The following is a 20,459-nucleotide window of genomic DNA, read 5'->3' as shown; positions in this document are numbered from 1 at the left end:
CCACGGCCGCGTTGCGCTGCATACTCGGCCGAATGGCCGATGGTGAGCGCCACGGCGCGCCGCTACAATGCGTGGCATGTCGAAAGCAAAACACGTGTCCGAAACGCCCGCGACGCAATTCCTGCGTCGTCACAAGGTTGAATTCGGCGAGCATCCTTACGATTACGTCGAGCACGGCGGCACGGAGGAATCCGCGCGTCAGCTCGGCGTGGACGAACATATCGTCGTCAAGACGCTCGTCATGGAAGACGAGCACGCGAAGCCGCTGATCGTCCTCATGCACGGCGATCGCACGGTATCCACGAAGAATCTCGCGCGTCAGATTGGCGCGAAGCGCGTCGAACCCTGCAAGCCCGAAGTGGCGAACCGGCATTCGGGGTTTCTCGTGGGCGGCACGTCGCCGTTCGGCACAAAAAAAGCGATGCCGGTGTACGTCGAATCGAGCATTCTCGAACTCGATCGCATCTATCTGAACGGCGGGCGGCGAGGGTATCTCGTGAGCATCGATCCGAGCGTGCTGACCGAGTTGCTGGGCGCGAAACCCGTGCAGTGCGCGAGCGTCGATTAGAATGCGTTCCGCTCTCGCCATAACCGAAAAGACACCATGATTTTTCTGCTCGTCGCCGTCGCGTCCTATCTGATCGGATCGATTTCGTTTGCCGTCGTCGTGAGTCACGCGATGGGACTGGCCGATCCGCGCTCGTACGGCTCAGGCAATCCCGGCGCGACGAACGTGCTGCGCACCGGCAACAAGAAGGCTGCGATCCTGACGCTGATCGGCGATGCGTTCAAGGGCTGGCTGCCCGTGTGGATCGTCGCGCACTTCGGCGCGAGCTTCGGCTGGGATCAAACGGGCATCAACACGGCGACGGCGCTCGCGGCCATCGCCGTGTTCCTCGGGCATCTGTACCCGGTTTTCTTCAAGTTCCAGGGCGGCAAGGGCGTCGCGACGGCGGCGGGCGTGCTGCTCGCGATTCATCCGGCGCTCGGTATCGCGACGCTGCTCACGTGGCTCATCATCGCGTTCTTCTTCCGCTATTCGTCGCTCGCGGCGCTCGTCGCGGCCGTGTTCGCACCGTTCTTTCAGGTGTTTCTGTTCGGGCCGAGCCGCATCTCGCTCGCCGTGCTGGCGATGAGCCTGCTGCTCATCTGGCGGCATCGCGCGAATATTTCGAAGCTGCTGGCCGGCAAGGAAAGCCGCATCGGCGAGAAAAAGAAGGTCGCCGAATAATGCAAAAAGCCGTTGCGGCGCAAACCGGAACGGCTTTTTCGTTTCTGAAGCAATCAGGAATCAGTCGCGGAAGTTGTTGAAGTCGAGCGGCGTGTCCGTGACTTCCTTCTTGAGCAGCGCGATGGCGCTTTGCAGGTCGTCACGCTTCGCGCCTTGCACGCGCACCGCGTCGCCCTGAATGCTCGCCTGAACCTTGATCTTGCTGTCCTTCACGATCTTGACGATCTTCTTCGCCAGATCGCCCGAGACGCCTTTTTTCACCGTGACGACTTGCTTCAATTTGTCGCCGCCGATTTTCTCCTGCTTGCCGTAGTCGAGGAAACGCACGTCGACGCCGCGCTTGGCCATCTTGTTCAGCAGAACGTCCTTCACCTGGCCGAGCTTGAAGTCGTCGTCGGCGTAGAGCGTGAGTTCGCGCTCCTTCTGCTCGACGCGTGAATCCGAACCCTTGAAGTCGAAGCGCGTCGAGATTTCCTTGTTCGATTGCTCGATCGCGTTCTTCACTTCGATCATGTTTGCTTCGCTGACGACGTCAAACGATGGCATCTGTCTTTCTCCTTCATTGAGGCGACGAGCGCGCCGGGCAGGCGTGGCTCGCGCAATCGCTATAATCACGGACCTGTCGTCATTCTACCGACGCGCTTCGTTCATGTCGCTCCAGCTCCTCTCCGGTTTCTCTCTGCTCGCCCACAACACGTTCGGCTTCGACGCGCGCGCGCGTCACGCGATGCGTATCGATTCCGTCGATGCGGCCGCCGCGCTCGCCACCGATGCGCGCATCGCAAACATGCCGCAACTCGTGCTCGGCGGCGGCAGCAATATCGTGCTGACGCGCGATTTCGACGGCGTCGCGCTGATCGTCGGCATTCGCGGCAAACGCGTGATCGGCGAAGACGACGATGCGTGGCTCGTCGAAGCCGGCGCGGGCGAGAACTGGCACGATTTCGTCGCGTGGACGCTCGCGCAGGGCATGCCGGGGCTCGAAAACCTCGCGCTGATTCCCGGCACGGTCGGCGCGGCGCCGATTCAGAACATCGGCGCGTACGGGCTGGAAATGGGCGAGCGCTTCGAGCGGCTGACGGCGGTAGAACTCGCGACCGGCGCACGCGCGGAATTCGATCGCGCCGCGTGCGCCTTCGGTTATCGCGACAGCTTCTTCAAGCGGGCAGGGCGCGGGCGCTTCATGATTACGTCGGTCACGTTCCGGCTGCCGAAAGCGTGGACGCCGCGCGCGGATTACGTCGACGTCGCCCGCGCGCTCGACGGCGCCGCGACGCCGGATGCGCAAGCCATTTTCGATGCGGTCGTCGCCGTGCGCCGCGCCAAGCTGCCCGACTGGACCGCGCTCGGCAACGCGGGCAGCTTCTTCAAGAATCCGGTCGTGAGTGCGCAGGCGTTCGAGGCGCTCAAGCAGCGCGAACCGGGCGTCGTTTCGTACCCGCAAGCCGACGGGCAAGTGAAGCTCGCGGCGGGCTGGCTGATCGACCAGTGCGGATGGAAAGGGCGCGGCATCGGCGGCGCGGCGGTGCACGATCGTCAGGCGCTCGTGCTCGTGAATCGCGGCGGCGCGACGGGCGCGCAGGTGCTCGAACTCGCCGAAGCCATCAGGCGCGACGTGCTGGCACGTTTCAATGTCGAACTGGAGATGGAGCCGGTGCGCGTCTGAAAACGAAAAAACCCGCGGCGGCGGGTTTTTTCTCGAGCCTGATTCCAACGAAAGATCAGTCCCCGCGCTGACGGCGCGCGTTCTCCGCGATACGCATGCGCAGTGCGTTCAGCTTGATGAAGCCGCCGGCATCGGCCTGGTTGTAGGCGCCGCCGTCGTCATCGAACGTCGCGATGGTCTTGTCGAACAGCGTTTCCTTCGAATCGCGCGCGACGACCGACACGCTGCCCTTGTAGAGCTTCACGCGCACCCAGCCGTTGACCTTCTCCTGCGTGTGGTCGATCAGCACCTGCAGCGCGCGGCGCTCCGGGCTCCACCAGTAGCCGTTGTAGATCAGCGATGCGTAACGCGGCATCAGATCGTCCTTCAGGTGCGCCACTTCGCGGTCGAGGGTGATCGACTCGATACCCCGATGCGCCTTCAGCATGATCGTGCCGCCCGGCGTTTCATAGCAGCCGCGCGACTTCATGCCGACGTAACGGTTCTCGACCAGATCCAGACGGCCGATGCCATGCTTGCCGCCGAGACGGTTCAGCTCGGTCAGCATCTCGGCGGGCGACAGGCGCTTGCCGTTCAGCGCGACCGGATTGCCCTTCTCGAATTCGATATCGACATATTCCGCCTGATCCGGCGCCTCTTCCGGCGACACGGTCCAGCGCCACATTTCGGCTTCGGCCTCGGCCTTCGGGTCTTCCAGATGGCGGCCTTCGAACGAGATGTGCAGCAGGTTCGCGTCCATCGAGTAGGGCGCGCCGCCTTGCTTGTGCTTCATTTCGATCGGAATGCCGGCCTTTTCCGCATACGCGAGCAGCTTTTCGCGCGAGAGCAGGTCCCATTCGCGCCACGGCGCGATCACCTTGATGCCGGGTTCGAGCGAGTAGTAACCGAGCTCGAAGCGCACCTGATCGTTGCCCTTGCCGGTCGCGCCGTGCGAGACGGCCTGCGCGCCGGTCGCGCGCGCGATCTCGATCTGGCGCTTCGCGATCAGCGGACGCGCGATCGACGTGCCGAGCAGATACTCGCCTTCGTAGATGGTGTTCGCGCGGAACATCGGAAACACGAAATCGCGGACGAACTCTTCACGCAGGTCTTCGATGAAGATGTTTTCCTGCTTGATGCCGAGCTGGAGCGCCTTCTTGCGCGCGGGCTCCAGCTCCTCGCCCTGACCGATGTCGGCGGTGAAGGTCACGACTTCGGCGTCGTAGTTGTCCTGCAACCATTTCAGGATGACGGAGGTGTCGAGACCGCCCGAATAGGCGAGCACGACTTTCTTGATATCGCTCATGGTGAACTCGTGTGCGGAAAAGCCGGTGCGGCGGTTGTGCGCCGCTTCGCGTCCGCCGGGCGCGCGACGGGCATGAAGTGCGCGGAAAAACTACTATTCTGACATTAAAAAGCCGCGCCTCCGCAAATTTGGGATGCGCGGCGAATCGGCAGCGCAGATTCGCTCAGTGATTCAGCTTGCCGAGCAGGAGATACTCCATCAGCGCCTTCTGCACGTGCAGACGGTTCTCCGCCTCGTCCCATACGACGCTTTGCGGACCGTCGATGACTTCCGCGCTCACTTCCTCGCCGCGATGCGCGGGCAGGCAGTGCATGAAGAGCGCATCGGGATGGGCACGCGCCATCATCTCGGCATCGACGCAGTAGTCGGCGAACGCCTTCATGCGCGCTTCGTTCTCGGCTTCGTAGCCCATGCTGGTCCAGACGTCCGTCGTGACGAGATCGGCGCCGGCGCAGGCTTCGTTCGGATCGTCGAATTCTTGAAAAAACGGCTTGCTTTCCTCGGCAACCAGCGCGGGATCGAGCTTGTAGCCGAGCGGCGTGGAAAGACGCAGTTTGAAGCCGAGAATCTGCGCCGCTTCGATCCACGTGTACAGCATGTTGTTCGCGTCCCCGACCCACGCGACGGTCTTGCCGGAAATCGGACCGCGATGCTCGTAGAACGTGAAGATGTCCGCGAGCACCTGACACGGGTGATATTCGTTGGTCAGCCCGTTGATGACCGGCACGCGCGAGCTTTCCGCAAAACGCCGGATGATGTCCTGGCCGAACGTGCGGATCATGATGATGTCGACCATGCGCGAGATGACCTGCGCCGAATCCTCGATCGGCTCGCCGCGGCCGAGTTGCGTATCACGCGTGTTCATGAACACCGCATGGCCGCCGAGCTGGAAAATGCCCGCTTCGAACGAAAGGCGCGTGCGCGTCGAGCTCTTCTCGAAGATCATCGCGAGCGTGCGATCGTGCAGCGGATGATAAGTCTCGTAGTTCTTGAACTTGCGCTTCAGGATGCGCGCGCGTTCGAGCACGTACTCATAGTCGTCGAGGGAAAAATCCTTGAACTGAAGATAGTGGCGAATTTTCTTGGCGGTCATGAAACGCAAGCGGCGGCTTCGAACCGGCCGCCGCGCGTGAGCGTCGAGGCCGGACGGCGCCGCCGTCGGGAGTGGGTATCGCTTTTGAGCATAAAGGATTTTGCGATGTTTGACGAGGCTGGCCAAAAGGACGAGGCCTGCGCGCGCAGGCCCGTCTCACGGCCTCGGGCTGTCCCTGATGGACGCATCCCATGTCTGTGTGCGCTGCGGAAAACAGGCCGCTGCGGTATAATCACGCTCGCTCGTTTCAACAGTTCTGCAACATTCAGCACCGTTTCACGCGCTTCTGCGGCGAAGGGTTCGCAAGAATCCGGTCGGCGTGACTTTGCGCGTTCCGATTTCGCGGTGGATTGCCCAGTGCTGTCGAGTCCGCCATTTCCTGTCGCGGGCGCGGACGATTCCGCCAGAATCGACCCGCGCAAGACCGCCCGGCGCTTTTCGCTAGCCGGCTCCTGCGGTTCCTGCGTCAGGCATGTGCGTTCCGGTGCGCGTCACCGGCCGTCAAAAGGTATTGCTACATGGCTGAATCATCCCCTACCGAGTACTTCATTCAAGGCATCACCAAGAGCGGGAGGAAATTTCGGCCGAGCGACTGGTCCGAGCGTCTCGCCGGCGTGATGTCGGGCTTCGGCCCAAAGGCGAAAGGGCCCAACGCCCGCCTGCAATATTCCATCTACGTGCGTCCGACGATGATCGGCGACATCAAGGTCGTGATTGTCGATTCCCGCCTGCGCGACATCGAACCGATGGCGTTCGACTTCGTTCTGAACTTCGCAAAAGACAATGATCTGGTCGTGACCGAGGCGTGCGAATTGCCGCCGCATCACGGCACGCAGACGCAGCAGCCTCAGTCCTGACCTCCGCGCGACGAAAGCCACAGACGAAAAGCGACAGACGCAAAAAAGCCCGCCGAAGCGGGCTTTTTCGTTACTGCGCAGCGGAAACAGGAAGCTGCTTCGGCGAACGCCCCGAACGCGAAACTCGCGAAACCGGAAAGCGCCCGCCGGAAGCGAGCCGGAATTACTGGGCAGCGGGGGCTTGCAGGCCCTTGATGGCTGCAGCCAGGCGGCTCTTGTGACGAGCTGCCTTGTTCTTGTGGACGATCTTCTTGTCCGCGATGATGTCGAGCGTCTTGACCGACGTCTTGAACACTTCGGCGGCCTTGGCCTGATCGCCGGCTTCGATAGCCTTGCGAACTGCCTTGATGGCCGTGCGGAACTTCGAGCGCAGCGCCGAGTTGTGCGAGTTGGCTTTGGCGGCCTGACGGGCGCGCTTGCGAGCTTGTGCGGAATTTGCCATGACGGTTTCCCTTTTCCTGTTTCGCTGTTACTTGTCCGGAGCGCGCGGGGCCGGCGAAGGCCATGAAAGCCCTGACGCGGGCGATCGAGCGCGCTGCCTTTGATCTGAAATCCCGGGAACGATTGCCCGAGAACCTCTAAAACATCGCCGGCCGGGGCCGGAAAAGACGCGAAGCCGCAAAATCGGAGCGATTTTTGGAGCTTCGAAACCCGCGATTATAGCAAGGGAATATGAGACATGACAAGCGCGGCGTGGATCGCGCCGGCACGGGGCGGCTGCCTTGTCATCGGTCAAACGTGCGGCATTGGCCGCCAGCATTGCCCCGAGTCTCGTGGGCGCGCCGCTCGCGGCCCGTATAATAAGCGCCCCATGAATCTATTCCGAGCCCTGCTGACGGTCAGCGGCTTCACGCTGCTGTCGCGCGTGACCGGCCTGATCCGCGAAACGCTGATCGCCCGAGCCTTCGGCGCCAGTATCTATACCGACGCGTTCTACGTCGCGTTCCGAATCCCCAACCTGCTGCGGCGTCTCTCCGCGGAAGGCGCGTTCGCGCAGGCGTTCGTGCCGATCCTCGCCGAGTTCAAGAACAGCAAGGGCCACGATCCGACCAAGGCGCTCGTCGACGCGATGTCGACGGTCCTCACCTGGTTCCTCGTCGTGCTGTCGCTTCTCGGCATGCTGGGCGCGAGCTGGGTCGTGTACGCGGTCGCGTCGGGGTTGTCGCACGAGGGCGCGGCGTACGGCCTCGCCGTCTCGATGACGCGCATCATGTTCCCGTACATCGTCCTCATTTCGATGACGACGCTCGCCTCGGGCGTGCTCAACACGTACAAGCAGTTCTCGCTGCCCGCGTTCGCGCCCGTGCTGCTGAACGTGTCGTTCATTGCCGCGGCGGTGTTCGTCGCGCCGCATCTGAAGATTCCGGTTTATGCGCTCGCGTATGCGGTGATCGTCGGCGGCGTGCTGCAATTGCTCGTGCAACTGCCCGGCCTGAAGAAGATCGACATGACGCCGCGCATCGGGCTGAACTTCCGCGCCGCGCTCGCGCATCCCGGCGTCAAGCGCGTGCTGCTGAAAATGGTCCCGGCGATGTTCGCAGTGTCGGTCGGGCAACTGAGCCTCATCATCAACACGAATATCGCGTCGAACATCGGGGCGGGCGCGGTGTCGTGGATCAACTACGCCGACCGGCTGATGGAATTCCCGACCGCGCTGCTCGGCGCGGCGCTCGGCACGATCCTGCTGCCGAGCCTCTCGAAAGCGCACGTCGACGCCAATCACGACGAATACTCCGCGCTGCTCGACTGGGGCCTGCGCATCACGTTCCTGCTGGCCGCGCCGAGCGCGATCGCGCTGTTTTTCTTCGCCGAGCCGCTCACCGCGACGCTCTTTCACTACGGCAAGTTCGACAATCATTCGGTCGTGATGGTCGGCCGCGCGCTGTCGGCATACGGGATCGGGCTGATCGGCCTCATCCTCATCAAGATTCTCGCGCCGGGCTTCTACGCGAAGCAGGACATCAAGACGCCGGTGAAGATCGCGATCTTCGTGCTCGTCATGACTCAGGTGAGCAACTACATCTTCGTGCCGATTTTTTCTCACGCGGGCCTGACGCTCTCGATCGGCCTCGGCGCGCTCGCCAACGCGCTGCTGCTGTTCGCGGGGCTGCGCCGCCGCAAGATCTATGAGCCTTCGGCGGGCTGGCTGCGCTTTTTCGTGCAACTGATCGGCGCGTGCCTGATTCTTGCGGGGACGATGCATTGGGTGGCGATCAATTTCGACTGGATCGGCATGCGCGCGACGCCGGTCCTGCGCATCGCGCTTCTCGGTGCAAGTCTCGTCGTGTTTGCCGCGTTATATTTCGGTATTCTTGCCGCAATGGGCTTCAAGTACGCCTATTTCAAGAGACGCACGCTTTGATGACGACAACGCGTATCCTCGACTACTTCTCCTCGCTGATGGCGGACGACGACAGCCTTCCGCTCACGGAAGCCGCCTTGTCGCTCGCGCAGGACGCGTATCCCGATCTCGACATGCAGGCCGCGCTCGCGGAGATCGACGAACTCGTCGTGCGCGCCCGTCGCCGCATGCCCGATGACGCCGACGCGAAGCAGAAAGTCGATGCGCTGAATCGCTACTTTTTCCGCGAGCTGGGCTTCTCCAGCAATCTCAACGATTACTACGATCCGGATAACAGCCATCTGAATGTGGTGCTGCGTCGCCGGCGCGGCATTCCGATCTCGCTTGCCGTCATCTATCTGGAAATGGCCGAGCAACTCGGCCTGCCGGTGCGCGGCGTATCGTTTCCGGGGCATTTCCTTTTGCGTGTCGCGACGCCGGGCCACGATCTGATGCTCGATCCGACGACTGGCCAGACGCTCTCCGAAGCGCAGATGGTCGAGATGCTGGAGCCGTATGTGCAGCGTGTGGGCGAGTCGATCGGCAGCGCGTTGCGCGTGCTGTTGCAACCCGCGACGCGGCGCGAGATCGTCGCGCGCATGCTGCGCAATCTGAAGGGTATCTATCTGCAAACGGAGCGGTGGCAGCGTCTGCTCGCCGTTCAGCAGCGACTGGTGATCGCGTTGCCGAACAGCATCGAGGAAGTGCGCGATCGCGGTTTCGCGTATGCGCGGCTCGATTATCTGCGACCGGCGGTGGAAGATTTGCAGCGATACATCGAGACTCGTCCGGATGCCGAGGACGCGACCGTCGTCGAAACCGAGCTGCACGAGTTGCGGCAGCGCACGCAGCAAGGCGACTGAACCAAGCCGCGCGCGCCGTGCAGAGCGTTACTTAGGCTGCATGCGGATCGCGCCGTCGAGGCGGATCACTTCGCCGTTGAGCATCGGGTTATCGAAAATCGACTTGACGAGCAGAGCGTACTCGTCGGGCTTGCCGAGGCGCGGCGGGAACGGCACCATCGCGCCGAGCGCGTCCTGCACGTCCTTCGGCATGCCGAGCAGCATCGGCGTTTCGAAGAGGCCCGGCGCGATCGTCATCACACGGATGCCGCTCTTGCTCAGATCGCGCGCGATCGGCAGCGTCATGCCCGCGACGCCGCTCTTCGATGCCGCATAGGCCGCCTGGCCGATCTGCCCGTCATAAGCCGCCACGGACGCCGTGTTCACGATCACGCCACGTTCGCCCGCCGCGTTCGCTTCGTTCTTCGACATCGCGTGCGCCGCGAGCCGGATCATGTTGAACGTGCCGATGAGATTCACCGACACCACCTTCGAGAAGAGATCGAGCGCGTGAGGACCGTCGCGGCCGACCGTCTTCGCCGCCGGCGCGATGCCCGCGCAATTCACGAGGCCGCGCAATGTGCCGAGACTCAACGCGGCATCGACGGCGCGTTGGCCATCGCTTTCCTGGCTCACGTCGCATTTGACGAACGCGCCCGACAGCTCTTTCGCGAGCGCTTCGCCTGCCGCGTCGTTCATGTCGGCGAGCACGACCTTGCCGCCTTGCGCCGCGATGAGCCGCGCGGTCGCCGCGCCGAGGCCCGACGCACCGCCCGTGATCAGAAAGGTGTTGCCTTGCATCTCCATGTCTCTTCTCCTTTTGTGCGATTCGTGCGCGCGAGAGCAGGGTTGAGCCGCTCGCGCCGATGTCATTCCTTTTGGGAAACGCGTCGATTGTAGCGAAGCCGCATGCTGCAAATTCGCACGACGGTCATGCGATTTCACGGACACAAAAAACCCGCTCACAGGGAGCGGGTTTTCGTCGAACGCGAATCAGGCAGCGCGTTACTTGAGCGCGTCGAACACGCGCGTGCGGATTTCATCGACGGCGCCGAGGCCCGAAATCTTGCGATATTCCGGCGCCTTCAGTCCGTTCGGCGCTGCGCCGCTCTTCGCCCAATCGTTGTAATAGGCGATCAGCGGCTTGGTCTGCGCGACGTACACGTCGAGACGCTTCTTCACGGTCTCTTCCTTGTCGTCGTCGCGCTGGATCAACGGCTCGCCGGTGACGTCGTCGGTCATGTCGACCTTCGGCGGATTGAACTTGACGTGATACGTGCGGCCCGATGCCGCATGCACGCGACGACCGCTCATGCGCGTGATGATTTCGTCGAAGGGCACATCGATTTCGAGCACGTAGTCGATCGCCACGCCGGCGTCTTTCATGGCTTCGGCTTGCGGCAGCGTGCGGGGGAAGCCGTCGAAGAGATAGCCGTTCTTGCAGTCGTCGGCCTGCAGGCGTTCCTTCACGAGATTGATGATGAGCGAATCCGGCACCAGCTCGCCCGCATCCATGAAGCGCTTCGCCTCGACGCCGAGCGGCGAGCCTGCCTTGACGGCCGCGCGCAGCATGTCGCCGGTCGAAATCTGCGGAATGCCGAATTTCTCCTTGATGAAGTTTGCCTGGGTGCCCTTGCCCGCACCGGGTGCGCCCAACAGGATCAAACGCATGGTGATCTCTCCGAATCGTCTATAAACCGCTTCAAGCCGCGAGGCTGATTTGACATCCGGTGGCCAGGCTCGTGCGGCGTCGACGACAGGGCGCGCAGCCGAAAAGGAGACGGCGGGCACCTGCGGACAGCGGCGCAACGTTGAGCGTGGCGCTGACCGGAAGGCTCGCGCAATCGCTTGATTATGCCACGCCGCTTTACGATTGCGACCGTAATAACGCGGATAGAAAACGCCAGAAACCCCGCCGAATGGGCCATCCGGCGGGGTTTACACGGGTTGTCGAACAGAGATAGAGATCAGTCCGCTTCCGGGAAGAGCGCCTGAACGCGCGCGAGATCGGCGGGCGTGTCGACGCCGGGCGGCGGTGCGTCTTGCGTCACGCGCACCGCGATGCGCTCGCCGTGCCACAGCGCGCGCAGTTGTTCGAGCGCTTCGGCTTCTTCGATCGGCGCTTGCGCGAGGTTCGGGAAGTCGCGCAGGAATTTCGCGCGATAGGCGTAGAGGCCGATATGCCGCAGCACGTTCTTCGGCACGGACGGCAGTGCCCCAAGCGCGGCGACGTCCGGCCAGTGCGGTTGCCAGAGATCGCGCGTCCACGGAATCGGCGCGCGCGAGAAGTAGAGCGCGCGGCTCTGCGCATCGAGCACGGCCTTCACGACGTTCGGATTGAACACGTCGGCGGGATCGTGAATCGGATGCGCGGCCGTCGCGATCGCGCATTCGGGATGCGCCGCGAGGTGATCGGCGACATCGCGCACGAGCTGCGGATCGATGAGCGGCTCGTCGCCCTGAACGTTGACGACGATGGCTTCGTCGGCCCAGTTCAGACGCGTCGCGACCTCGGCGAGCCGATCCGTGCCTGTGGGATGATCCGAGCGCGTCAACATGACTTCGACGCCGTGATCGCGCGCGGCCTCGACCACGCGGTCGGAGTCGGTCGCGACGAGCACTTGCGAAGCGCCCGATTCGCGCGCGCGCTCGGCGACGCGCACGACCATCGGCTTGCCGCCGATATCGGCGAGCGGCTTGTTCGGCAGGCGCGTGGAAGCGAGGCGCGCGGGAATGACCGCGATGAACGGAACGGACATTTCAGCGTGCTCAGGCGTCGCCGACGGGTTTGAGCGGCTCGACGGGCGTGCCCTCGACGGTCTGACGCGCTTCGTCGACGAGCATCACGGGAATGCCGTCGCGGATCGGATAGGCGAGTTTGTCCGCGCTGCAGACGAGTTCCTGCGCGGCGCGATCGTAACTGAGCGGGCCTTTGCAAATCGGGCAAACGAGGATTTCAAGCAGACGTGCGTCCACGGAGTTTCTCCACAACAAGAGCGATGAGGCGCGGCCGCAGCACGGCTTGCACCGGAACGACCCAGATGCGTGCATCGCGCCAGGCGCCCAATTTTACTGCATCCTTTTCGGTGATCAGGATGGCATCGGCGTCGACGCCGGCGAACGGATTCTCGCGATACGCGTAGTGATCGGGAAACGCGCGCGTCGCCGGCGCGATGCCCGCCGCGCGCAGCGTCGCGAAGAAGCGTTCCGGCGAGCCGATGCCCGCCGCCGCGACCACTTTCTCGCCGGCGAACTGATTGAGCGGGCGGCGCTGATGCGGATCGTCGAGCAGCCACGCGTCGCCGGATTCGAGTTCGAGCGCGAACGTGTTCGGCCACGGCGGCAGCGTGCGCTCGTAGGGACTGTTGATGAGCGTCGCGTCGCGGCGGCGCGACATCGGCTCGCGCAACGGACCCGCGGGGAGCAGAAAGCCGTTGCCGCCGAGACGGTCGTCGAACACGACGAGCTCGAACGCGCGCGCGAGGCGATAGTGCTGCAGGCCGTCGTCGGAAACGAGGACATCGACGTTCGGATGCGCTTCGAGCAGCGCCTTCGCCGCCGCGACGCGGTCCGGGCAGACGAACACCGGCGCGTGCGTGCGCCGCGCGATCAACAGCGGTTCGTCGCCGACCTGCTCGGCGGCGGAGCTTGCCGTGACGCTCGTCGGCTTGGCGATCTTCGCGCCGTAACCGCGCGAGATCACGCCGGGCTGGAATCCGGCGGCGCGCAACGCCTCGACGAGCGCGATGACGGTCGGCGTCTTGCCCGTTCCGCCGACGGTCACGTTGCCCACGACGACCACCGGCGCGCCCACTTCGACGCGCTTCATCCAGCCGAGGTCGTAGAAGGCGCGCCGCGTGGCAGCGATCGCGCCGAAGATGCACGCGAAAGGCGTCAGCGCCCACGCGACGGGGCCGCGCCGGCGCCATTCGCGGGCGAGGAAGTTTTCGAGCGGCGGTTTGAAATCAGACATGGACCGCCTTCGCGATGAACGCTGGCGGGCGGCAAGTCGGGTACGGCATGGCGTGCAACGGCAGCTCCTTGGATGACGGTCGGCGTTGGACGATGCCCGGCTTCTCGCGGCCCGGGACGAGCAGGTTTCGGCCGCGCCAGCCGGTGCTGGAACCCGGCACTCTAGCGCGCGCGGGGCGTGGGCGCCAGTCAGGAGCGCGGGAGAAAAGGCGACTCCATCCGCTCCGCACGCCTGTGGATAACTCTGTGAAGAACTTCCAGCCGACACACCGCGATCGCGCGTCAGGAAAGAGTTGCTCCGGGGCTGACAGTATCCATAAAAATTTATCGTCGAAAAATCAATGGCTTGAAACGAACTCACCAGCCTCTGGCGATGCCGCTCCGCACGCGGCGGTAAGTCTTTCTGTGTGGACACTTGTTACACTTGCGTACCTCGTTCAGCGGCGTTTGTCCATCGCGCACAGCGCCGCGCCTGAAGATTTTTCTCGTCCAGCCATGACTCCCGATTCACTGCAGTCGCAAAGCGGCGATGCCGTCATCCCCGTTTCCGCGCTCAATCGCGCGATCAGTTCGATGCTCGAACGGTCATTTCCGCTCGTATGGGTATCGGGCGAGGTGTCGAATTTCGCGCGCGCGGCGAGCGGCCATTGGTACTTCTCGATCAAGGACGCGAACGCGCAAATGCGCTGCGTGATGTTCCGCGGCCGCGCGCAATACGCCGAGTTCACGCCGCGCGAGGGCGACAAGATCGAAGTGCGCGCGCTCGTCACGATGTACGAGCCGCGCGGCGAACTGCAGCTCAACGTGGAAGCGGTGCGGCGCACGGGGCAGGGTCGGCTCTACGAAGCGTTTCTGCGGCTGAAGGCGCAGCTCGAAAGCGAAGGGCTCTTCGCGGCCGAGCGAAAGCGCGCGTTGCCTTCGCATCCGCGCGGCATCGGGATCGTCACGTCGTTGCAGGCGGCCGCATTGCGCGATGTCCTTACGACGCTCGCGCGCCGCGCGCCGCATGTGCCGATCGTCGTGTATCCGGCGCCGGTGCAGGGCGCGGGCGTCGGCGCGAGGCTGGCGGCGATGGTCGAAGCCGCGAACGCGCGCCGCGAGGTCGATGTGCTGATCGTGTGCCGCGGCGGCGGCTCGATCGAGGATCTCTGGGCGTTCAACGAGGAAGTGCTCGCACGCGCGATCGCGGCGAGCGCGGTGCCGGTGGTGAGCGGCGTCGGGCATGAGACGGATTTCACCATCGCCGATTTCGCCGCCGACGTGCGCGCGCCGACGCCGACCGCCGCCGCCGAGCTCGTCAGTCCGCAGCGCGTGCTGCTGTTGCGCGAGCTCGATCATCGACATGCGGCGCTCGCGCGCGGCTTCGGCCGGATGATGGAGCGCCGCGCGCAGCAACTCGACTGGCTCGCGCGCCGGCTCGTGAGCCCCGCGGAACGGCTGGCGCGGCAGCGCGCGCATCTGCGGCAACTGGCAAGCCGGCTCGCCGCGGCGGGCGCGCGCCCCGTGCGCGATGCGCGCGCGCACTTCGCGCTGGTGCACTACCGCTGGCAGCGCAGACGTCCGAATGTCGCCGCCGAGCGCGAGCATCTGCTGCGGCTCGCGCAGCGTATCGGCAGCGCGCATGAGCGGCGCGCCGACCGTGAGAAAGCGTGCGTTTCGGAACTGGCGGCGCGCTTGCAGGTGCTGAGCCCGCAGCGCACACTCGAACGCGGTTATGCCGCATTGATCGACGCGCAGACGGGCCGCGCCGTGCGTGCACCGAACGCATTGAAACCCAAGCGGCCGCTCACGGTGCATCTCGCGGAAGGATCGGCGGATGTGCTGCTCGCCGATGTCCAGGCGCGTCTGTCGGACGAATTCTGAGCCCGGCGCGGCGCGCGGAATCGGCGTACATTTGACGTGCCTGACGAGGCTCCTCAGAGCACTTTTTACGCCGCGTGAGGCGATTGGAAAGCAATCTTGCTCATAAAGAGCACACGGTTTGCTGGGTTATCCCAACTCGCCTACAATCCAGTGCTCCACTGCTGGACGCCACACAATCCCACAATCCACATAGAAAGGAAGCTCGCATCATGGAACATACGCTCCCGCCGCTGCCGTTCGACAAGAACGCGCTCGCTCCGCACATGTCGGAAGAAACGCTCGAGTATCACTATGGCAAGCACCACCAGACCTATGTGACGAACCTGAACAAGCTGATTCCCGGCACCGAGTTCGAAAACCTGCCGCTGGAAGAAATCGTCAAGAAGTCGTCGGGCGGCGTGTTCAACAACTCGGCGCAAGTATGGAATCACACGTTCTTCTGGAACAGCCTGTCGCCGAACGGCGGCGGCGCTCCGACCGGCGCGCTGGCTGATGCGATCAACGCAAAGTACGGTTCCTACGACAAGTTCAAGGAAGAATTCGCCAAGGTCGCGACCGGCACGTTCGGCTCGGGCTGGACGTGGCTCGTGAAGAAGACCGACGGCACCGTCGATATCGTGTCGACGAGCAACGCCGCCACGCCGCTCACGACGGACGCGAAGGCGCTCCTGACCATCGACGTGTGGGAGCATGCGTATTACATCGACTATCGCAATGCGCGTCCGAAGTTCATCGAGGCTTACTGGAATATCGTGAACTGGGATTTCGCGTCGAAGAATTTCGGTGCGTAAGTAAGCGCGCGTGAAACTCGATTGCCGCATTCCGAAATGAATTCCGAATGCCGCAATCAAAATGAAAGCCCTCGCGAGAGGGCTTTTTTCGTTGAAGCGTCCGGCGTGAGCTATTTTTGGGGAACGTCGAAGTCTCACTTGGTCTAACGGGATTCTGGTCGCCCAATCGGCTTCCGATTTCCATGTTGGCTTTGCCAACACAGACGCGAGCTGAATAATGACGACACGCTATCATCAACTGGATTCGCTGCGCGGCATTGCCGCTTTGACAGTCGTATTCAGTCACTATTCACAGATCACGCTCACGCATTGGCTGCAGCACGTTCCATGGCGCGCAATCGCCGAAGGGCATTCCGCCGTGATCCTGTTCTTTGCGCTGAGCGGTTTCGCCTTGGCCATGCAGATTACCGGCGACAGCAGACCGGGCTTCGCCGAGTTCATCGTGAAGCGCGTGTGCCGCATTTACATCCCCTATCTGATCGCGGTTCTGGCCGCTTATACCGCGTATTGCTTGCTCTACCGCTCGAATCTCTCCTGGACCGGCGAATGGGTCAATCAGGCATGGCACGCGGGCATCGATCGGCATGATTTGCTGGATCACCTCTACTTTGTGATTCCGTTCAGCAACAGCACGCTCGATCCGGTGCTCTGGTCGCTCGTCTACGAGATGCGTATCTCGCTGATCTTCCCGCTTCTCGTCGTCGTGGTATTTGCCACGCCCGTCTGGTTTTCCGTAGCACTAAGCATGTGTTTCTCTCTCGCTGCATTCGGCTATTACCATCATTTGCAGCGGACCCTCCTGGACGCGAGCATTCAGGGCGAATGGATGCCGACCATCCATTACATGTCGATGTTCTTCCTCGGCGCCCTGATTGCGCGATATCGCGAAGCCATTTCGTCGAAACTCGGCGCCTATTCCGCACGAACGCTTTTCGGCGCATTGCTGATTTGTCTCGCCTGTTACGTCCTCGTCGGTTCGATCACTCGCCATTCGATATCCAACGACGTGCTGCGCAGTTTCGCCGACGACTGGATCATTCTTCCAGCCGTGACCGGCATTCTCGTTCTGGCGATTGCGCTCAGGCCGTTCGCCGCGTTTCTGACCGTGCGGCCATTGATTTTCCTCGGCGAGATTTCATTCAGCCTGTATCTGCTGCATTGCATCGTGTTGCTGGGCGTGCTGCATTATTTTGGCGAAACCTATCAAGGCATGTCGCTGATCATTGCCGCCGTGCTGATTCTTCCCGTCAGCATCGCGGGATATTACGCGGTCGAAAAGCCGTCGATTCGACTGGGACGATATCTGACGCGCGGAAAGCAGCGGAGCAGAGTGACGCAGCGTGCGTGACGATAAGCCGTCGCTGCGCGCATCGGAGCGCGAGCCTAAAATATCGGCTCGCCGCAACGATCGAAATCGCATCGCCATCATGAAACGCTTCGCAGGCTTGTGCCTCGCGGCCTGGTCGGCCGCCGCATTGCTCTATTTCGGCCGCCATTCTGCCGCGCTCATCGTGCTCTCCGGCGTGCTGGTGCTTGCCGGCTTCGATCTGCTCCGTCCGGAATCCGAAAACAGCGCGTAGCCTACCGCTGCTTCGCGCCTTCCCAGTTGATATCGACGCACAGCACCTGTAAGCCATAAGGCGTCTGCGCGGCGATCGACGCCGTCACGCAAAGGTGCGCCTCGTTGATCGACAGATACGGCGCCGTCAGATGCATGCGCCCCGGCGCGCGCAGCGCCTCGATGAAGTACGGCCGGCGCTCCCAGCTTGCGCCCTCCGAATGCAGCAGCGGACTGAAGCGCTTCGCGCGCTGCGATGTACGCACGATCGGCACGACGTTGTCGCCGATCTGCCGTCCGGCCTGATCGAGCAGGAAGCAGCGCGCGGTGTCGGCGAGTTGTAGCAGTTCGCTCGTCGCGGCCGTGAGCGTCTCGCCTTCCATCAGCTTGACCGAGGCGCGCTCCAGCCCGCTCACATACGGCTCGAGGCGCGCGACTTGCGCCCGTTCGCGGGCAGCGACGCGTTCGCGCGATGCCGCCGACAACGCATCCATCACGCCAGCGGCGACTTCGCTGTGCACCGCCTCGACGCTCGGCTGCGCGAAGTACGCGCCCTGCACGAAATCGACATTGCACTCCAGCGCGATGAGCGCGTCGCGTTCGGTCGCGAGGCCGCCCATCAAGACGAGCTGGCCGGACTCATGGAGCAGCGAGACGAGGCGCGGCAGCACGCGCTCGATATGCGAATGCTCGGTCGCCTGCTGAAGGATGCAGCGGTCGAGCGTCACGATATCCGGCCGCAGATGCCACACGCGATCGATGTTCGAATGCTTCACGCCGAAGCCGTCGAGCGCGATCAGAAAGCCCGACTTGCGCAGCGAATCGATGATTTCAGCGAAACGCGTCGTCTCGCCGCCCGCCTGCTCGGGCACTTCGAGCACGACGCGCTGCGGCGACAGACCGATGTCCTTCAGCGACGCGAGCAGCGCATCGCCGTAGCTCGTGTCCATCAGCGCGGCGGGGTGCAGGCTCAGGAAGAGCCATTCGTCGTGGCTGTCGAAGGCATTGAAGTTGCCCAGATGCAGCGATTCCGCGAGCCGGCCGAGTTCGAGCAGATCGCCGCGCCGCGCGGCCTGCGTGAATACCTCGTGCGACGGCACGTGACGATGTGAATCGTCGCGCGCGCGCAAGGACGCGTGATAGCCGATCGCGCGCCGGTGCGACACCGAAAACACGGGCTGGAACACGCTGAAAACGGTGTACTCGCCGTACAACACGGTGCGACGCGATCCATCGTCACCGGCGACGGGGCGCGGCGGCTGGAAGCGGGGAGGGTCGAGATCAACCATGCTCATGGTGTCGGGGCGCAGGGCAAGTAACTTTATCGAGATAGTTTACCGGATCGGCACCCGACCGTTCGAGCAAAAAGCGTGCAAATTCAATATCCAAGCGGCGCTCGCCGGGTATCGCGCGCTTCGTTGCGCCTATTCGTGTGCGGATTGAAGCTCGCATGCCGCAGACGCGGGAGCGCGCGCCGTCCAAACGTGCGTGCGGGCACCGGCGCGGTGCGTCGTCCGGGTTCTCAGTTCGATTCGGACGGGTCGGGCTTTCTCGCGGCCGCGCGCACTTCGGGCGCGAGCTGTCCGAAGATCCACGCCGTCGCGGCCGTGATGATGCCGACGCACAGGAACGTCGCGTGGAAGGCGGGCAGCGAGTTCGTCTCCGTGACCTGCGGCAGCAGTCCTGTGAACGTCGACAGGATCGCGCCCGCGACGGTCACGCCGAGGCTCATCGACAGCATTTGCACGAGCGAGAACAGGCTGTTGCCGCTGCTCGCGCCGCCGGTGCCGAGGTCCTTCAGCGTGAGCGTGTTCATCGCGGTGAACTGCATCGAATTGAAGGCGCCGAAGATCGCGAGCTGCACGAGCCGCAGCCAGAGCGGCTGATGCGCGCTCACGAGCGCGAAGCTCGCCATCATCAGCCCGACGAGCACCGTGTTCACGACCAGCACGCGCCGATAACCGTGCTTTTCGATGAGCCGCGTGACGACGCGCTTGGACGCCATGCCCGCGGCCGCGACGGGCAGCATCATCATGCCGGCCTGAAACGGCGTGTAGCCGAGGCTCACTTGCAGCAGGAGCGGGATCAGATAAGGCATGGCGCCGCTGCCGATACGCGCGAAGAGATTGCCCAGCAAGCCGACGCTGAAGGTGTGGATCTTGAAGAGATCGAGGGAAAAGATCGGCTGGGCGGCGCGCGTCGCGTGCAGACCGTAAGCGACGAAGCAGCCGAACGAGAGCACGAGCAGCACGATCACGATCGCGTGCGCGAGGCCGAGATCGGCGAGTCCGTCGAGCGAAATCGTGAGCGCGACCATGCCGATCGCGAGCAGCAGGTAGCCCGCCAGATCGAAGCGCGCGGTCGCCGGATTGCGGCTGTCGGGCATGTACAGGTTCGTCGCGATGCAGCCGATCACGCCGACCGGCACGTTGATCAGAAAAATCCAGTGCCATGACGCGATCTGCACGAGCCAGCCGCCGAGCGTCGGGCCGATGAGCGGGCCGATCAGCCCCGGAATCGCGACGAACGCGAGCGCGGAAAGATAGCGCTCCGCCGGGAACACGCGCAGCACGGCGAGGCGTCCGACCGGCAGGAGCATCGCGCCGCCGACGCCCTGCACGACGCGATACGCGACGAGCGCCGTCAGCGATTGCGCGTTCGCGCAGAGCAGCGAGCCGATCGTGAACACGAGGATCGCGCTGAAGAACACGCGCTTCGTGCCGAGCTTGTCGGCGAGCCAGCCGGAGACGGGGATCATCATCGCCATCGTCAGCGAGTAGGCGATCACGACGCCCTGCATGCGCAGCGGCGCCTCGCCCAGACTTCGCGCCATCGCGGGGAGCGCGGTGTTGACGATCGTCGAGTCGAGCGTCTGCATGAAGAAGCCCGTGGCGACGAGCCACAGCATGATGGAGAGCGATCGGTCGGACGTCTGGGCTGTGGGCGTGTCGGTCATTGGG

21 protein-coding genes are annotated in these 20,459 nt (G+C 63.5%); 10 read left to right on the top strand and 11 right to left on the bottom strand.

Features of this window, described 5'->3' with window-relative positions:
- Window positions 1-76 precede the first annotated feature (76 nt).
- Window positions 77-568 carry a Cys-tRNA(Pro) deacylase gene (ybaK, locus tag NCS02_RS11475; protein ID WP_239295102.1) on the top strand — a complete coding sequence of 164 codons (492 nt, stop codon included), beginning with the start codon at window positions 77-79 and terminating at the stop codon, window positions 566-568.
- 36 nt (window positions 569-604) lie between these two features.
- The gene (plsY, locus tag NCS02_RS11470; protein WP_008342743.1) at window positions 605-1,231 is read left to right on the top strand and encodes a glycerol-3-phosphate 1-O-acyltransferase PlsY; all 627 of its coding nucleotides are present in this window, start codon (window positions 605-607) and stop codon (window positions 1,229-1,231) included.
- 60 nt (window positions 1,232-1,291) lie between these two features.
- On the opposite strand, the gene NCS02_RS11465 is transcribed toward plsY, so the two are convergent.
- Window positions 1,292-1,777, bottom strand: coding sequence for a YajQ family cyclic di-GMP-binding protein (locus NCS02_RS11465; RefSeq protein WP_008342740.1), 486 nt, complete (start codon window positions 1,775-1,777; stop codon window positions 1,292-1,294).
- Between the two features lie 103 nt (window positions 1,778-1,880).
- On the opposite strand from NCS02_RS11465, the gene murB reads away from it, so the two are divergent.
- The gene (gene murB / locus NCS02_RS11460; RefSeq protein ID WP_239295101.1) at window positions 1,881-2,897 is read left to right on the top strand and encodes a UDP-N-acetylmuramate dehydrogenase; all 1,017 of its coding nucleotides are present in this window, start codon (window positions 1,881-1,883) and stop codon (window positions 2,895-2,897) included.
- 55 nt (window positions 2,898-2,952) lie between these two features.
- Here the strand turns inward: murB and NCS02_RS11455 are convergent, their stop codons facing one another.
- Both NCS02_RS11455 and argF read right to left on the bottom strand, forming a co-directional pair.
- On the bottom strand, window positions 2,953-4,182 hold the full coding sequence (locus NCS02_RS11455; protein ID WP_250523129.1) for an argininosuccinate synthase: 1,230 nt from the start codon (window positions 4,180-4,182) through the stop codon (window positions 2,953-2,955).
- A gap of 163 nt (window positions 4,183-4,345) precedes the next feature.
- Window positions 4,346-5,275 carry an ornithine carbamoyltransferase gene (gene argF / locus NCS02_RS11450; protein ID WP_008342737.1) on the bottom strand — a complete coding sequence of 310 codons (930 nt, stop codon included), beginning with the start codon at window positions 5,273-5,275 and terminating at the stop codon, window positions 4,346-4,348.
- Between the two features lie 518 nt (window positions 5,276-5,793).
- On the opposite strand from argF, the gene NCS02_RS11445 reads away from it, so the two are divergent.
- Window positions 5,794-6,132 (top strand): DUF3579 domain-containing protein, encoded by a 339-nt coding sequence (locus NCS02_RS11445; protein WP_008342735.1) that lies wholly within the window; start codon window positions 5,794-5,796, stop codon window positions 6,130-6,132.
- Between the two features lie 163 nt (window positions 6,133-6,295).
- Here the strand turns inward: NCS02_RS11445 and rpsT are convergent, their stop codons facing one another.
- The gene (gene rpsT, locus NCS02_RS11440) at window positions 6,296-6,574 is read right to left on the bottom strand and encodes a 30S ribosomal protein S20 (RefSeq protein ID WP_008342733.1); all 279 of its coding nucleotides are present in this window, start codon (window positions 6,572-6,574) and stop codon (window positions 6,296-6,298) included.
- A gap of 369 nt (window positions 6,575-6,943) precedes the next feature.
- Here rpsT and murJ point away from each other — a divergent pair, with 369 nt between their 5' ends.
- Both murJ and NCS02_RS11430 read left to right on the top strand, forming a co-directional pair.
- Window positions 6,944-8,494, top strand: a complete 1,551-nt coding sequence (murJ, locus tag NCS02_RS11435; RefSeq protein ID WP_249798771.1) for a murein biosynthesis integral membrane protein MurJ — start codon at window positions 6,944-6,946, stop codon at window positions 8,492-8,494.
- Window positions 8,494-9,336, top strand: a complete 843-nt coding sequence (locus NCS02_RS11430; protein WP_239295100.1) for a SirB1 family protein — start codon at window positions 8,494-8,496, stop codon at window positions 9,334-9,336. The genes murJ and NCS02_RS11430 overlap by 1 nt, the downstream gene beginning before the upstream one ends.
- 27 nt (window positions 9,337-9,363) lie before the next feature.
- On the opposite strand, the gene NCS02_RS11425 is transcribed toward NCS02_RS11430, so the two are convergent.
- The 5 genes from NCS02_RS11425 to lpxK form a co-directional block, all read right to left on the bottom strand.
- Complete coding sequence (locus NCS02_RS11425) at window positions 9,364-10,122, bottom strand: 3-hydroxyacyl-CoA dehydrogenase (RefSeq protein ID WP_239295099.1); 759 nt, start codon at window positions 10,120-10,122, stop codon at window positions 9,364-9,366.
- Between the two features lie 198 nt (window positions 10,123-10,320).
- A complete protein-coding gene (adk, locus tag NCS02_RS11420) occupies window positions 10,321-10,986 on the bottom strand; it encodes an adenylate kinase (RefSeq protein WP_008342724.1) in 666 nt (221 codons plus the stop codon).
- Window positions 10,987-11,282: 296 nt separating this feature from the next.
- A complete protein-coding gene (gene kdsB, locus NCS02_RS11415) occupies window positions 11,283-12,074 on the bottom strand; it encodes a 3-deoxy-manno-octulosonate cytidylyltransferase (protein WP_250435114.1) in 792 nt (263 codons plus the stop codon).
- A 10-nt stretch (window positions 12,075-12,084) separates the two neighbouring features.
- A complete protein-coding gene (locus NCS02_RS11410) occupies window positions 12,085-12,291 on the bottom strand; it encodes a Trm112 family protein (protein WP_008342720.1) in 207 nt (68 codons plus the stop codon).
- Window positions 12,272-13,288 (bottom strand): tetraacyldisaccharide 4'-kinase, encoded by a 1,017-nt coding sequence (lpxK, locus tag NCS02_RS11405; RefSeq protein ID WP_250435112.1) that lies wholly within the window; start codon window positions 13,286-13,288, stop codon window positions 12,272-12,274. The genes NCS02_RS11410 and lpxK overlap by 20 nt, the downstream gene beginning before the upstream one ends.
- 494 nt (window positions 13,289-13,782) lie before the next feature.
- Here lpxK and xseA point away from each other — a divergent pair, with 494 nt between their 5' ends.
- From xseA to NCS02_RS11385, 4 genes are all read left to right on the top strand, one after another.
- Window positions 13,783-15,150 carry an exodeoxyribonuclease VII large subunit gene (gene xseA / locus NCS02_RS11400; protein ID WP_250523128.1) on the top strand — a complete coding sequence of 456 codons (1,368 nt, stop codon included), beginning with the start codon at window positions 13,783-13,785 and terminating at the stop codon, window positions 15,148-15,150.
- Window positions 15,151-15,359: 209 nt separating this feature from the next.
- Entirely contained in the window at window positions 15,360-15,941 is a 582-nt protein-coding gene (gene sodB, locus NCS02_RS11395; protein WP_008342714.1) for a superoxide dismutase [Fe], read from the top strand.
- A 217-nt stretch (window positions 15,942-16,158) separates the two neighbouring features.
- Window positions 16,159-17,289: an acyltransferase family protein gene (locus tag NCS02_RS11390; protein WP_250523127.1), complete on the top strand. Its 1,131-nt coding sequence runs from the start codon at window positions 16,159-16,161 to the stop codon at window positions 17,287-17,289.
- Window positions 17,290-17,368: 79 nt separating this feature from the next.
- Entirely contained in the window at window positions 17,369-17,521 is a 153-nt protein-coding gene (locus NCS02_RS11385; RefSeq protein ID WP_033537310.1) for a hypothetical protein, read from the top strand.
- 1 nt (window position 17,522) lies between these two features.
- Here NCS02_RS11385 and NCS02_RS11380 read toward each other — a convergent pair whose 3' ends face one another.
- Together NCS02_RS11380 and mdtD are read right to left on the bottom strand one after the other, a co-directional pair.
- Window positions 17,523-18,794, bottom strand: coding sequence for an EAL domain-containing protein (locus NCS02_RS11380; RefSeq protein WP_241814292.1), 1,272 nt, complete (start codon window positions 18,792-18,794; stop codon window positions 17,523-17,525).
- Window positions 18,795-19,021: 227 nt separating this feature from the next.
- Entirely contained in the window at window positions 19,022-20,455 is a 1,434-nt protein-coding gene (gene mdtD / locus NCS02_RS11375) for a multidrug transporter subunit MdtD (protein WP_241814291.1), read from the bottom strand.
- Window positions 20,456-20,459: the final 4 nt, after the last annotated feature.

Source organism: Caballeronia sp. NCF2 (assembly GCF_023631205.1).
GTDB lineage: Bacteria > Pseudomonadota > Gammaproteobacteria > Burkholderiales > Burkholderiaceae > Caballeronia > Caballeronia zhejiangensis.
This window is presented reverse-complemented; position numbering and strand designations above follow the sequence as displayed.